11 protein-coding genes and 2 pseudogenes are annotated in these 13,097 nt (G+C 61.3%); 5 read left to right on the forward strand and 8 right to left on the reverse strand.

Annotated elements, in window-relative coordinates; translation table 11 throughout:
• Nucleotides 1-33 precede the first annotated feature (33 nt).
• The 4 genes and pseudogenes from DNJ95_RS01580 to ectA form a co-directional block, all read right to left on the reverse strand.
• Nucleotides 34-1,464 carry an aspartate kinase gene (locus DNJ95_RS01580; protein WP_131182972.1) on the reverse strand — a complete coding sequence of 477 codons (1,431 nt, stop codon included), beginning with the start codon at nucleotides 1,462-1,464 and terminating at the stop codon, nucleotides 34-36.
• A gap of 319 nt (nucleotides 1,465-1,783) precedes the next feature.
• The gene (locus DNJ95_RS01585) at nucleotides 1,784-2,185 is read right to left on the reverse strand and encodes an ectoine synthase (protein WP_131182973.1); all 402 of its coding nucleotides are present in this window, start codon (nucleotides 2,183-2,185) and stop codon (nucleotides 1,784-1,786) included.
• Between the two features lie 10 nt (nucleotides 2,186-2,195).
• Nucleotides 2,196-3,473, reverse strand: coding sequence for a diaminobutyrate--2-oxoglutarate transaminase (gene ectB, locus DNJ95_RS01590; RefSeq protein WP_207388727.1), 1,278 nt, complete (start codon nucleotides 3,471-3,473; stop codon nucleotides 2,196-2,198).
• A 42-nt stretch (nucleotides 3,474-3,515) separates the two neighbouring features.
• Nucleotides 3,516-3,992 (reverse strand): annotated as a pseudogene (gene ectA / locus DNJ95_RS19395) (diaminobutyrate acetyltransferase); the annotation flags it as partial.
• Nucleotides 3,993-4,654: 662 nt separating this feature from the next.
• Here ectA and DNJ95_RS19400 point away from each other — a divergent pair.
• Nucleotides 4,655-5,464, forward strand: coding sequence for an RpnC/YadD family protein (locus DNJ95_RS19400; protein WP_242671861.1), 810 nt, complete (start codon nucleotides 4,655-4,657; stop codon nucleotides 5,462-5,464).
• 268 nt (nucleotides 5,465-5,732) lie between these two features.
• Here the strand turns inward: DNJ95_RS19400 and zwf are convergent, their stop codons facing one another.
• Nucleotides 5,733-7,175, reverse strand: a complete 1,443-nt coding sequence (zwf, locus tag DNJ95_RS01600; RefSeq protein WP_131182975.1) for a glucose-6-phosphate dehydrogenase — start codon at nucleotides 7,173-7,175, stop codon at nucleotides 5,733-5,735.
• 295 nt (nucleotides 7,176-7,470) lie between these two features.
• On the opposite strand from zwf, the gene hexR reads away from it, so the two are divergent.
• Nucleotides 7,471-8,337, forward strand: coding sequence for a transcriptional regulator HexR (hexR, locus tag DNJ95_RS01605; RefSeq protein ID WP_131182976.1), 867 nt, complete (start codon nucleotides 7,471-7,473; stop codon nucleotides 8,335-8,337).
• A 323-nt stretch (nucleotides 8,338-8,660) separates the two neighbouring features.
• Nucleotides 8,661-9,599, forward strand: coding sequence for a 5'-nucleotidase (locus DNJ95_RS01610; protein ID WP_131182977.1), 939 nt, complete (start codon nucleotides 8,661-8,663; stop codon nucleotides 9,597-9,599).
• Between the two features lie 80 nt (nucleotides 9,600-9,679).
• Here the strand turns inward: DNJ95_RS01610 and DNJ95_RS19770 are convergent.
• Nucleotides 9,680-9,823 (reverse strand): annotated as a pseudogene (locus DNJ95_RS19770) (SymE family type I addiction module toxin); the annotation flags it as partial.
• A 610-nt stretch (nucleotides 9,824-10,433) separates the two neighbouring features.
• Between DNJ95_RS19770 and DNJ95_RS01620 the strand changes: the two are divergent.
• Both DNJ95_RS01620 and DNJ95_RS01625 read left to right on the forward strand, forming a co-directional pair.
• Nucleotides 10,434-10,697, forward strand: coding sequence for a CopG family ribbon-helix-helix protein (locus tag DNJ95_RS01620; RefSeq protein ID WP_131182979.1), 264 nt, complete (start codon nucleotides 10,434-10,436; stop codon nucleotides 10,695-10,697).
• Nucleotides 10,694-10,984, forward strand: coding sequence for a type II toxin-antitoxin system RelE/ParE family toxin (locus tag DNJ95_RS01625; protein WP_131182980.1), 291 nt, complete (start codon nucleotides 10,694-10,696; stop codon nucleotides 10,982-10,984). The genes DNJ95_RS01620 and DNJ95_RS01625 overlap by 4 nt, the downstream gene beginning before the upstream one ends.
• A gap of 65 nt (nucleotides 10,985-11,049) precedes the next feature.
• On the opposite strand, the gene DNJ95_RS01630 is transcribed toward DNJ95_RS01625, so the two are convergent.
• Nucleotides 11,050-12,132: a 5-(carboxyamino)imidazole ribonucleotide synthase gene (locus DNJ95_RS01630; protein ID WP_131182981.1), complete on the reverse strand. Its 1,083-nt coding sequence runs from the start codon at nucleotides 12,130-12,132 to the stop codon at nucleotides 11,050-11,052.
• Between the two features lie 3 nt (nucleotides 12,133-12,135).
• The gene (gene purE / locus DNJ95_RS01635; RefSeq protein ID WP_131182982.1) at nucleotides 12,136-12,627 is read right to left on the reverse strand and encodes a 5-(carboxyamino)imidazole ribonucleotide mutase; all 492 of its coding nucleotides are present in this window, start codon (nucleotides 12,625-12,627) and stop codon (nucleotides 12,136-12,138) included.
• Nucleotides 12,628-13,097 lie beyond the last annotated feature (470 nt).

Here is a 13,097-nt window from a genome sequence, read left to right on the forward strand (position 1 = left end):
CCAGCGCTCTTCTCGGCTTCATGGCCTCTGCCGTCAGGCCGCGGCGATCACCCCTTTATGGTTCTCCGGCTCGATCAACGCCTGGTGCAGGGCGATGATCGCAGCGTCGTAGTCCTCTTCGTTGACCACGCACTGCATCTCCACCTGGCGGATCGACTGGTGCAGCGCCTGGATGCTGATGCCGGCCTCCGCCAGGGCGGCGGCGGTCTTGGCCAGGATGCCCTTGACCTTCATGTGCGAGCCGATGGCCGAGACGATGGCGATGTTGTGTACCGTCACTTCCGCCCTCGGGTACTGCTCCTCGATCAGCCGGGCCGCGCGGTTGATCAGCTTGCGCGAGCCGGACAGGTAGTAGGTGATGCTGTTGGCGTCGGAATCCTTGTTCACCAGGTAGAGCTTGAGCTTCTTCAGCATGCGGGTGATTTCGATGTCGTAGGCCAGGTCGCCGAGCATGTCCTGGTCGAACACCTCGATGCCGAAGACATCCTTGCGCCCGGCGATGATCTCCACGCAGGGCCGCTCGCTGCGGTAGGACTGGCTGATCAGCGTGCCGCCGTGCTCCGGCTCGAAGGCGTTCTTGATGCGCAACTCGATGCCGGCGCGGCGCAGGGTCTTGGCCGCGCGCGGGTGGATCGCCTCCATGCCGAGGTTGGAAAGCTGGTCGGCCACGTCGTAGTTGGTACGACCGATGGTCACCACCCTGTCCGCCCCGACCAGGTTCGGATCGGCGCTGCTGAGGTGGAACTCCTTGTGGATGATCGCCTCGTGGGCACCGGTGGCGGCGGCGATCTGCGCGAAGGTGATCTCGCTATAGCCACGGTCGAAGGTGTTCATCAGCCCTTCGCTGCAATGGGTATAACCGGTGGCCACCACCAGTTCGTGCTCGAAGTCGAAGTCTTCGAAGCTTTCGCGCACCATGTCCTCGAAGGGCAGCGGGCGGTCGCGGTGCCAGCCGGTCAGATCGGCCATGCGCGCATTGACATCCCGCTGCCTGAGCGCCAGTACCGAGTTGTAGGCACTGTGGGCCTCACCGAGGGAAGCGAGCATCTCGCGCACCTTCATCAGGTGCTCGCTGAGCTGGAAGTGGCCATAGGCGCACAGGCGCTGCAGGCTGAGCATGCAGTCGCGGGCATCGTCGATCCGCGTGTTGATGAACTCGTCGGCGTCCTGCAACTCGGGCGCATCGCCGAACAGTTCGGCGTTCTTCTCCAGCATCAGCCCGCGCACCGTCTCGAGGGTCTCGCACCAGGCGCTCTCGTTGTGCGCCTCGGCGAAGCGCTGGTAGACACCCGGCTCGCCGGTCTTCTTGTGTTCCAGCAGCAGGTTGGTCATGCCGCTGTAGGCCGACACCACGAAAATCCGCCGGTACAGTGCAGCCCCCTGGCGCTGGCCGATAAGGATATTGTCGAGGACTTCCTCGAAGCGGCTCATGGAAGTGCCGCCGATTTTTTCTACGGTATGCATCGAGATTCAACGTCCCGTCATGGGTGTGTTCCATCCCGGGGAGGCGCCCCGGAGATATGTCGGATTTAGGGCCTGTTACCGCTTTCATCCACGATCGCGCGGCCCGGCGCCAATTCGTGCGCCATTATCTACATGCGGGGGGAGATAGAACAGGGCGATCGCGCTATGTCGTCGGCCCCGGAGCAAGGCGCGCGATAAAACGGCTGGAGGCTGGAGGCTGGAGGCTGGAGGCTGGACGATCAGCATGGGGCGCCTCGCGTTCTCGTCCAACCTCCAGCTTTCCAGCGCTCTTTTCGAAGCGTTATCTCCAGCTTGCCGCTTAGAGCTTGCCGCTTGCCGCTGCCTCCAACGGATAGACGCCGTCCGCGTCATGCACTTCCTGGCCATTCAGCGGCGGATTGAAGACACAGGCCATCTTCATTTCCGTGGTACCGCGCAGCAGGTGCTCGTCATGCTGGTCGAGGACATACAGCGTGCCGGGGCGGATCGGGTAGACCTTGCCGTCGGCCAGGGTCTCGATCTCGCCTTCGCCGCTGACGCAATACACCGACTCCAGGTGGTTGCGGTACCAGATATGCGTCTCGGTGCCGGCATAGATAGTGGTGATATGGAAGGAAAAGCCCATGTTGTCGCCCTTGAGCAACATCCGCGTGCTTTCCCAGTTCTCGCTGACGACTCGGCGCTCGCTGCGTTCGGCCTCGGCCAGGGTTCTTACGATCATGTTCGGCTCCTCAGGATGCTTTTTCGGCGGGCAGGTTGGACAGCACGGCGGCGAAGGCCTTGTCGAGGATGCCCAGCGCCTGGTCGATCTGCTCGTCGCTGATCACCAGCGGGCACAGGCACTTGACCACCTCGCCATGGGGGCCGCTGGTCTCGATCACCAGGCCGTTGTCGAAGGCATGGCGGCAGATCGCCGAAGCGATCTCGCCATCCGGGCAGCGAATACCGAGCATCATCCCGCGCCCCTTGACCGACAGCGAACCCGGGCCATGCCGGCGCACGATACGCGCCATGCCATCGGCGATACGCTGGCCCTTGGCGAGCACGCTGCGGGCGAAGCCGTCATCGCGCCAGAAATGCTCCAGCGCCGCCGCGGCGGTGACGAAAGCATGGTTGTTGCCACGGAAGGTACCGTTGTGCTCGCCGGGCTGCCACTGGTCCAGCTCCTTGCGCAACACCACCATGGCGAAGGGCACGCCAAAGCCGCTGAGGGACTTGGACAGGGTAATCATGTCCGGCTGGATGCCCATGCCCTCGAAACTGAAGAAGCTGCCGGTACGCCCGCAACCGGCCTGGATATCGTCGACGATCAGCAGCATGTCGTGCTTGCGGCAGAGCTTCTCCAGCTTGCGCATCCACTCGGCGGACGCGGCATTCAGGCCGCCCTCGCCCTGCAGCACCTCGACGATCACCGCTGCCGGCTTGTCGATACCGCTGCTGGGGTCGGCCAGCAGCTTGTCGATCATGCCGATGGTGTCGGCCTTGTCGCCGAAATAGTTGGCATAGGGCATGCGGCTGATATCGCTCAGCGAAATACCGGCCGCGCCACGGTGGTGCTGGTTGCCGGTGGCCGCCAGCGAGCCGATGCTGCAACCGTGGAAGCCATTGGTGAAACTGATCACGTTGCTGCGCCCGGTGACCTTGCGCGCCAGTTTCAGCGCGGCCTCCACCGCGTTGGAGCCGGTCGGCCCGGTGAACTGCATCAGGTAGTCACCCATACCGCGCGGTTCGAGGATCAGCCGGTTGAAGGTTTCCAGGAAGCGCTCCTTGGCCTCGGAATACATATCCAGGCCATGGGCCAGGCCATCGCCGGCGATATAGTCGAGCAGCGCCTGCTTGAGCACCGGGTGGTTGTGCCCGTAGTTGAGCGTGCCGGCGCCGGCCAGGAAGTCGATGTAGTGCTTACCGTCGCGGGTGATCAGTTCGGCGCCGCGCGCCTGCTTGAAGACCACGGGAAAGGAACGGCAATAACTCCGCACCGATGACTCGTTCAACTCGAAAACATTCATGTCTGCTCCTTGATATCTGGCGGTGGCGGCGAAGGGACCGGCGCGATACAGCACCTCGTCCTCATGCCGGCCATCGAAATGTGCGGCCCGGGAAAACAGCACACGGGTCTGGCAGTCGATGCCGAGCCGTGCGAAGGCTTTCCTGAAAAGGGCCTGGGATGCGCCGTTGTCCGGCGAGATGGTGGTTTCCAGGTAACGCACACCCTGCTCGGCGCAGCGCTCGACCAGTCCCAGCAGCATGCGCAGGGCCAGGCCCTGGCCGCGCATCGTGGCATCCACGGCGACCTGCCAGACGAACAGCGTGTCGCTACGGGAAGGAGGGCGATAACCGGAGATGAAGCCGACCAGTTGCCCCTGGGCATTCTCGGCGGCGATCGAGGTATCGGAGAAATCGGTGCACTGCAGCAGGTTGCAATAAACCGAATTGGTATCCAGTGGCTGGCAACGCGCCACCAGTCGATGGAGGTTGTAACCATCGCCGTCGTTTGGGCGGCGGAGTGTTACTTGAACGAAACTCAAAACAAATCCTTGTGGGTAGTTGATTGAATTCCTTTACAGGCAAACATAGATCGGCGCATGTAACAACCCAAGGACAGGCCGGCCCTGTCGATATCTGGGCGATATTCTCGGCCAACTTCCACATTCATGCCGTGCCATATCGGCATGCTCCCCAGAGTGCTTTCGGCAGCCCTGTAAGCCGCGAAAATGCTGGATCTGCCAACCCAGGACAGACACTTTCAAAACAACCTTGGGATTTCGCCACAACCCCCATTGCAGAAGGCCATAACAACTTTCTGCAACTATCCGGATACCGCCGAATGCACACAGGCGAGTGACCGGATATATTCCGCCGGAATTCTCACGCCTATATACCCGGAACAGGCTGGAAAGAACGGCGCCATTCAGTCGATGAAAATCAACCGACGAACCGCAGCCTGGCAATTCGTAACAAAACGTGACGCAAGATCGGGAAGTATCGTTCATTCGAGGCCATACCCACGGTGCACGCGGGCCTATCGCCAGCCCGGTAGCGTCCCGCTCGACCATCGCAATGTGCAGCGCGTCACATACCCGGATCCTGTTGTGTGACGGGCCTCACAGACTCGATTCACCGCCATTGCTCCCAATGCCGGTTGCCCGCAGGTTTGGCGGGAAATCGATACCGATGGCCTGCCCTCGACATGAACGAAGACCACGACTCCCCCTGGAAGGAAGCCCTGGAAGTCTTCTTCCGGCCCTTCCTGCAACTGCTGTTCCCGGATATCGACGGCCTGATCGACTGGCGCCAGCCACCGGTCTTCCTCGACAAGGAATTGCAGAAGATCACCCGCGCTGCCGAAGATGGCCGGCGCTACGTCGACAAGCTGGCCAGGGTAAAGCTGCTGGATGGTGCGCAGCACTGGCTGCTGATCCACACCGAGGTGCAGGGCGAGCCGGAGCGGGATTTCGCCGAGCGCATGTACCGCTACTACAGCGGTATCCGCGAGCGCTACCGGCAACCGGTGATCAGCCTGGCGGTGCTGACCGACAGCGATCCGGCCTTTCGCCCCGAACGCTTCTCCAGCCATCTCGCCGGCAGCGGCGTCACCTTCAGCTTTCGCACCTGCAAACTGCTGGATTTGCGGGGCGACATGGACAGCCTGCGGCACAGCGACAACCCCTTCGCCCTGCTGGTGGCGGCGCAGCTCACCGCCAAGCTGGTCCGCGATGGCCGCCAGCGGGCCGACAACCTGATCGGCTTCTACCGCCTGGCCCTCCGCCAGGGGCTGGACCGGCAGTCGATCGGGCGCCTGGTGATCTTCCTCGAATGGATGGTGGCCTTGCCAGCCGAGGCGGGCGACTACTACGACGAGCACATAACCCAGCTACAGGAGGAAGCGATCATGCCTTATGTCAGCTCGTTCGAGCGCAAGGCACAGGCCAGGGGCTTCGAGCAAGGAGTCACACAAGGGATCGAGCAAGGCCTCGGGGCGCCCTGTCGAAACACCTGACTCGCCGCTTCGGCGAACTGAGCCCCACGACCCAGGCGCGTATCCAGGCCGCCGATGTAGCGGAGCTGGAGCGCTGGACCGACAACGTGCTCGACGCCAGGACGCTGGATGAGGTGTTTGCCGCGTCCTGAGAGCCAGGCCTCTCAAGGTCTTTGCAGAATGAATCGCGAGGGCGCGAAGCTGCATTTCTCCCTCTCCCCTCGCGGGAGAGGGGCTCCGCAAGGCAGTCCGAACCATCGCAATAGCGCCCTGACGTGCAGGAGGTTGCTCAAGGCCACCAGTCATGCCCGCGCCGGTCCAGCAACTGCCGGGCCAGCTCCGGGCCGTCGACCCCGGAGGGATAGGGCCTTGGCTTGCGGTAGTGGCCCTGCCAGCCCTTGAGGATCGGATCGACCCAGCGCCAGGCCGCCTCGACCTCGTCGCGGCGCATGAACAGCGTCGAATCGCCCTCGATCACGTCCAGCAGCAGCCGCTCGTAGGCGTCCCAGCGCCGCGCCTGGCGGAAGGCCTTGGCCAGGTTCAGGTCCAGCTCCACCGGCTCCAGTTGCATGCCCTTGCCCGGCGCCTTGGCCATCAGGTGCAGGCTGATGCTTTCCTCCGGCTGCAGGCTGATCACCAGGCGATTGCACTGTTCCTCCTCGAACAGCAGGTGCGGCACCGGCTTGAAGGTGATGACGATCTCCGAGCGCTTGCGCGCCATGCGCTTGCCGGTGCGCAGGTAGAAGGGCACGCCGGCCCAGCGCCAGTTGTCGATCTCCGCCTGAACCGCGACGAAGGTCTCGGTATCACTGTCGTTATCCACATTTTTCTCGAAGTAGTACGCCTGCACATCCTGCCCGCCGACCTTGCCGGCGCCGTACTGGCCACGCACGGTCTTGTCCTGCACGTCGAGGCCGGCGATGGGCTTGAGCGCCTCCAGCACCTTGACCTTCTCGTTGCGCACCGCCTCGGCGTCGAAGCGCACCGGCGCCTCCATCGCCACCAGGCAGAGCAGTTGCAGCAGGTGGTTCTGCAGCATGTCGCGCATCGCCCCGGCGTTGTCGTAGTAGCTGCCGCGGTTCTCCACGCCGAGGGTTTCCGCCACGGTGATCTGCACATGCTCGATATGCCCGGCGCGCCAGACCGGCTCGAACAAGGCATTGGCGAAGCGCAGCGCCATCAGGTTCTGCACAGTCTCCTTGCCCAGGTAGTGGTCGATGCGATAGATGCGCGGCTCGGCGAACACTAGGCCGATGGCGGCGTTGATCGCCAGCGCCGACTCCAGCGAATGGCCGATCGGCTTCTCCAGCACGATGCGCGCCTGCTCGCCGGCCAACCCGGCGGTGTGCAGGTTGTTGGCGATCGGCTCGAACAGGTCGGGCGCGGTGGCCAGGTAATGCACCCGCACCCGTTCGCGGTCACCGCCCAGGTGGCGCGCCAGGCGGGTGAACTCGCCGCGCTGCGAGGCATCCATGGCGAAGTAGTCCAGGCGCTGGGCGAAGCCCTGCCAGGCCTCCTTCTGGAAGTCCGCCCGCGCCACCTGCGCCCGGCAGTGCCGTTCGGCCAGCGCCAGGTATTGCTCCCGCGCCAGGTGGCGGCGCGCCAGCGCGAGGATGCGCACATCGGCATGCAGGCGCCCGTCGCGGTGCAAGTGATAGAGCGCCGGGATCAGCTTGTGCAGTGCCAGGTCGCCGGTACCGCCAAACACCAGCATGTCGCAGGAAAAAGCCACGGTATCCCTCCAGATCAATCGAGCGCAGACACCCTGACACAAGCCACGGCGCCATCCAAGGCAGGGTGCCTTCGATAAAAGCGCTGGAGGCTGGACGAAAAACACCGGTTGCCACGCTCTTTCGTCCAGCCCTCCAGCGCTGTTTTCGGCTGTTTGCCGTGTATAGCACAATCACCCTGCTATCCAAGCACAGGCGGGTGGGCGTTCAGATGTTTCTTGTAGTATAACTACAGGCCCACTACAACCACCCTGGCCAGCCAATCGTGGCCAGCACGCCGAAAAGCGAGCCGCTATCGTGAATCTGCTGCAACACATCGCCCAATCGAGACCCTCGCTGCGCAAGTCGGAGTTGAAGGTGGCCGACCATGTCCTGCTCGACCCGACGGCGGTGATGCACAGTTCCATGGCCGACCTGGCCCATAGCGTAGGGGTCAGCGAGCCGACCATAGTGCGCTTCTGCCGCGCCATCGGCTGCCTGGGCTTCCAGGACCTCAAGTTGAAGCTGGCGCAGAGCCTGGCCGCCGGCGCCAGCTTCGGCCAGTTCGCCATCAGCGAGAACGACGCGGTGGCCGATTTCAGCCTGAAGATTTTCGATACCACGCTGCACACGCTGATCGAGGTGCGCGAGCATCTCGACCCGGAGGCGCTGCAGCGCGCCATCACCGCCATGGCCAAAGCCGAGCGAGTGGAGTTCTACGGCTTCGGCGCTTCCGGCGCGGTGGCCACCGATGCCCAGCACAAGTTCTTCCGCCTGTTGCTGTCCGCCGCCGCCTATTCCGACCCGCATATGCAGGCGATGTCGGCGGTCACGCTGAAACCCACCGACGTGGCGATCTGCATTTCCCAGTCCGGCCGCTCCAAGGACCTGCTGATCACCGCCAACGTGGTACGCGAGAGCGGCGCCACCCTGGTCACCCTGTGCCCGAGCCAGACGCCGCTGGCGGACCTGGCCACGGTGCACCTGGCCATCGACGTGCAGGAAGACACTGAGATCTACACCCCGCTGACCTCGCGTATCGCCCACCTGGTGGTGATCGACGTGCTGGCCATGGGTGTCGCCATGGCCCGCGGCCCGGACCTGGTCAACCACCTGAAAAGCGTCAAACGCAGCCTGCGCAGCCTGAGGCTGTCGCCGAAGACGGTGAAGGCGCAGGAGGATTGATCCAAACGCTGTATCCAATTCCTAGCAATTAGGGTGGATTGTCGGCGCTATAAAGCCCTACACGTCGCCCCATGAAAAGGTGCACAACTGTCCGATACAATCAATTTTTATGAATAATTAAGCCTATTTTAATCTCATAACAAATAGCGCGAAACTCGACAACAAAAGAGTTTGACATTTATTCCGCACACCATCAGGACCAAAAAAGAAGACAATTATACTACGCTCAAAGCCCCCAGCATGACTTGACGAATACAACCCTTCGTTTTAATCCCAATAATTTTCAAGACTCATTTGAAACTTTATCAATCACAGGAATATTTATGCCCTATGAATTAAAAGATCGATTAGTCGTTGGCGTAGCGTCAAGCGCCATGTTCGACTTGAGCGAATCTGATAAAGTATTCCGAACCGAAGGCGAGGAAAATTACCGGAAATATCAGGAAAAGCATAAAAACTCCCCACTCATGCCTGGCATCGCATTTTCCTTTATAAAACGATTGCTTTCATTAAATGACCTAAGCACCGAAGACGAAGACCCATTGGTTGAGGTCGTACTTCTTTCGCGCAATGATCCTGATACTGGATTACGTGTTATGAACTCCATTCAGCATCACGGATTAGGGATATCAAGAGCCATATTTCAGCAAGGACTATCACCGTACGCATATATTAATGCCCTTAACATCTCTTTGTTTTTATCAGCAAATCAGAGTGATGTTCTAGAAGCGATAGCCAAAGGCCTTCCTGCTGGTTATGTAATGGACTCAAAAATCATTGATGACCCAAACGACAACACGCTAAGAATTGCATTCGACTTTGATGGTGTACTCGCAGATGATGTATCGGAAACCGTGATGCAGGAAGGCAATCTTGAGAAGTTTCACACTCATGAAACCGCCAATGTCATGGAACCACATGGAAGTGGTCCTTTGAAAAATTTTCTCGTGCGTATATCTAAAATACAGCGCGCCGAAGAGTTTCGTAAGGGAATTGATCAAACTTACAAAAACAGGCTACGCGTCTCAATTGTAACTGCACGAAACGCCCCCTCTCACGAACGTGCTATAAACACACTTAAGAGCTGGGGAGTAATTGCTAACGACGCATTCTTCCTTGGCGGCATTGATAAAAAACTGATCCTAGACGTTCTTCAACCGCATATCTTCTTTGATGACCAATCTCGACATCTTGCAACCGCAAGTGAAGTAGCGCCATCCGTACACATCCCGTTTGGAATTACAAACCGTCCACGCGAGTAACCAAGAAATATAAAGCCACCACGACTTACATGGATACCAACACGCACTACGCCACCAAGTAATAGCCCATACAGGCAGGATCAACAATCTTCAATTTTTAATATCACCTGATTTTCTCGCACCTCGACACTTACAACTTTATCAATTAGGAAATTAGCTTTTTCCAACCAATAACCTTTCAACAAAATAAAGGGAACTGCAGGACTGACCTTGCAGGGCTCGCGGCGACGGCGGTCCGCCGAGTATTGATAGTCGTAAAAACCTGAGCGAACTTTGAGTTTCGCGGTTTTTCATCAGAGAACCTTTCAGAAATAAACCGCAAGTGCTTCCGGGGTGCGGCTTTGCCCGCCTGAAAGGAGTTTCTACGCTCCGAATCGCCAGCATACGGACGCGAAGAATGGCGTCAATATCGAGCGCCTCAATCTGCCAAGTAGTTCACATTTCACGATCATGGCCACCCTGAAGCAGAGACATCACTTTCCATCCCAGATACCGTACAACCCCCTATGGATTCCCGCCTTCGCGGGAATGACGGGTGTTGTAAGCAAGGAGTCGCTTCTTCTTATGGTCACTTCGATATTGACCGCGAGCCCGGCCAGCCCCTCGGAGAAACCTTCGTCGGCAGGGATGCCGACGAAGAGCCCCGTGGATGGGTTCACGCGTGTTTCGTAGAGGGGCTGGCCGGGCTCGCGACACACGGGCATCAGGATACCGCCAACGGTATAGGAACAGACAAAGTCCCGGACTGCCTACGACAGCCTCCGCTCGGCATCCCGCCTTGTTCGTATGAATACAAGGTAATACATTGCATTCGAACCTATGGAGGGCACCCCAATGAGCGTGACGACCGTTCGACTGCAGCCCGAGCTTGAAGAGAAGCTGGCCGAGATGGCCGAGAAGCTGCAACGCAGCAAAAGCTGGCTGATCAACCAGGCGCTCCGGGAGTTCTTCGAACGCCAGGCGCAGGAGCAGGCGCGCTGGCAGGAGACGCTGGAGGCGATGGAGTCGGTCGCCCAAGGCCGAGCTGTCTCCGGCACTGCGGTGCATGAATGGCTCCAGAGCTGGAGCAGCGCCGATGAACTACCGCCACCGAAGTGAACCTGGTCTATTCACAAGAGGCGGTGGCGGACCTGGCGCGCCTGCGGGCATTTATCACCGAACACGACCCGCAGGCCGCCGCGCGCATCGCGACGGAGCTGATCACCCGCATCGAGAACATCCGTCTGTTTCCCCAGATGAGACGGAGCGTCGAATTGGCGCCAGCCCCGGCGTCCATCCGGGATGCCGTCTTCGGGCGCTATATCATCCGTTATTCCGCCCAGGGCGAGGCGCTGGTGATCCTGCGTATCTGGCACCACTACGAAGAGCGGCCACAGCGCACCTGAGTATCGCTTGGAGTCGCTGTGGCACGGGCTGCGGGGCCCGCCCAACCTATTTCAAGCCCTGGCCTTCAGCCCTCGATCAGCGCCTCGACTTCGGCGATGCGCTGATCGAGGGTGGCGCGGTCGGCGCTGCGCAGGGTGGCGTGGCCGACCTTGCGGCCGGCCTTGAAGGCCTTGCCGTAGTGGTGCAGGTGGCAGTCGGCAATGGCGATCACCTTGTCCACCGAAGGCACCGAGCCGATGAAGTTGAGCATGGCGCTCTCGCCCAGCTTGGCAGTGGAGCCCAGCGGCAGGCCGGCGACGGCGCGCAGGTGGTTCTCGAACTGGCTGCACTCGGCGCCTTCGATGGTCCAGTGGCCGGAGTTGTGTACGCGCGGGGCGATTTCGTTGGCCTTCAGGCCGCCGTCCACCTCGAAGAACTCGAAGGCCAGCACGCCGACATACTCCAGCCGCTCCAGCACCCGGCCGACATAGTCCTCGGCCAGCGCCTGCAGCGGGTGGCCGTTGCTGGCCACGGACAGGGCGAGGATGCCGCTGTCGTGGGTGTTGTGCACCAGCGGGTAGAAGCGCGTCTCGCCATCGCGGGCACGCACGGCGATCAGCGACACTTCGCCAGTGAAGGGCACGAAGCCTTCGAGGATGCACGGCACGCTGCCCAGTTCGGCGAAGGCGCCGGCCACGTCCGCCGGCTGGCGCAGGACCTTCTGGCCCTTGCCGTCGTAGCCCAGGGTGCGGGTCTTCATCACCGCCGGCAGGCCGATGGCGGCCACGGCGGCCTCCAGGTCGGCCTGGGACTGGATATCGGCGAATTCCGGGGTGGGAATGCCCAACTCGCGGAACATGGATTTCTCGAACCAGCGGTCGCGGGCGATGCGCAGCGACTCGGCGCTCGGGTAGACCGGCACGAACTGCGAGAGGAAGGCGACGGTTTCCGCCGGCACGCTTTCGAACTCGAAGGTGACCAGGTCCACTTCATCGGCCAACTGGCGCAGGTGCTCCTGATCGCTGTAATCGGCGCGGATATGCTCGCCGAGCGCCTGGGCACAGGCGTCGGGCGCCGGGTCGAGGAAGGCGAAGTCCATGCCCAGCGGGGTACCGGCCAGGGCCAGCATGCGGCCCAGTTGGCCGCCACCGATTACACCGATCTTCATCTGTCAGGCCTCACGCGGATCCGGGTTGTTGAGCACGGTTTCCGTCTGCTCGCTGCGGAACTGCTTGAGCGCGGCGTGGAACTGCGGGTGCTGGTGGCCGAGGATGCTGGCGGCCAGCAGCGCGGCGTTCACCGCGCCGGCCTTGCCGATGGCCAGGGTGGCGACCGGCACGCCCGCCGGCATCTGCACGATGGACAGCAGCGAGTCGACGCCCGAGAGCATCGACGACTGCACCGGCACGCCGAGCACCGGCAGGTGGGTCTTGGCCGCGCACATGCCCGGCAGGTGGGCGGCACCGCCGGCACCGGCGATGATCACCTGGATGCCGCGCTCCTCGGCCTGTTCGGCGTACCGGAACAGCAGGTCGGGGGTGCGGTGGGCGGACACCACCTTGACCTCGAAGGGGATGCCGAGTTTTTCCAGCATGTCCGCCGTGTGGCTGAGGGTGCTCCAATCGGACTTGGAACCCATGATCACGCCAACCAGTGCGCTCATCGTCGTGCCTCTCTTTGAACAGGCGCCGGCTGGCGCTATGAAAACCAGCGTCGGGCCGGTTCGAAGGCGCGGCATTATACCGGAAAGAAAATGGATATGCGCCGCCACGAAACGACCGAGCACAGGGCGATCGCGCTATGCGCTCAAAGCGCCGCCGAAGGCGCTGGGGGCTGGACAGTCGGACAGCGTTGGTTTCGGTTGGAAAACGAACGGCTTTTCGTCCAGCCCCAGCGCGTTTGTCGAAGGCCTTGGCATGGAGCGCCCGCCTTCGCGCAAGGGCCTTGCGCGGGATGCGCCGCGGGCTCCTGGATGATCGACTCCGCCATCCCCGGTGCGCATGGCACACCCTTGTATCTCGACTTCAGCCCTGTCAATGGGCAATAGTCCCCGACTGATCATCGGGGGAAGGACTGGGAAGACGTGCGCACCCTTAGGCTTCGAGCCTGCATCGTAGATAGCACTCCCGCCTT

This window comes from Stutzerimonas kirkiae, assembly GCF_004327335.1.
Classification (GTDB): domain Bacteria; phylum Pseudomonadota; class Gammaproteobacteria; order Pseudomonadales; family Pseudomonadaceae; genus Stutzerimonas; species Stutzerimonas kirkiae.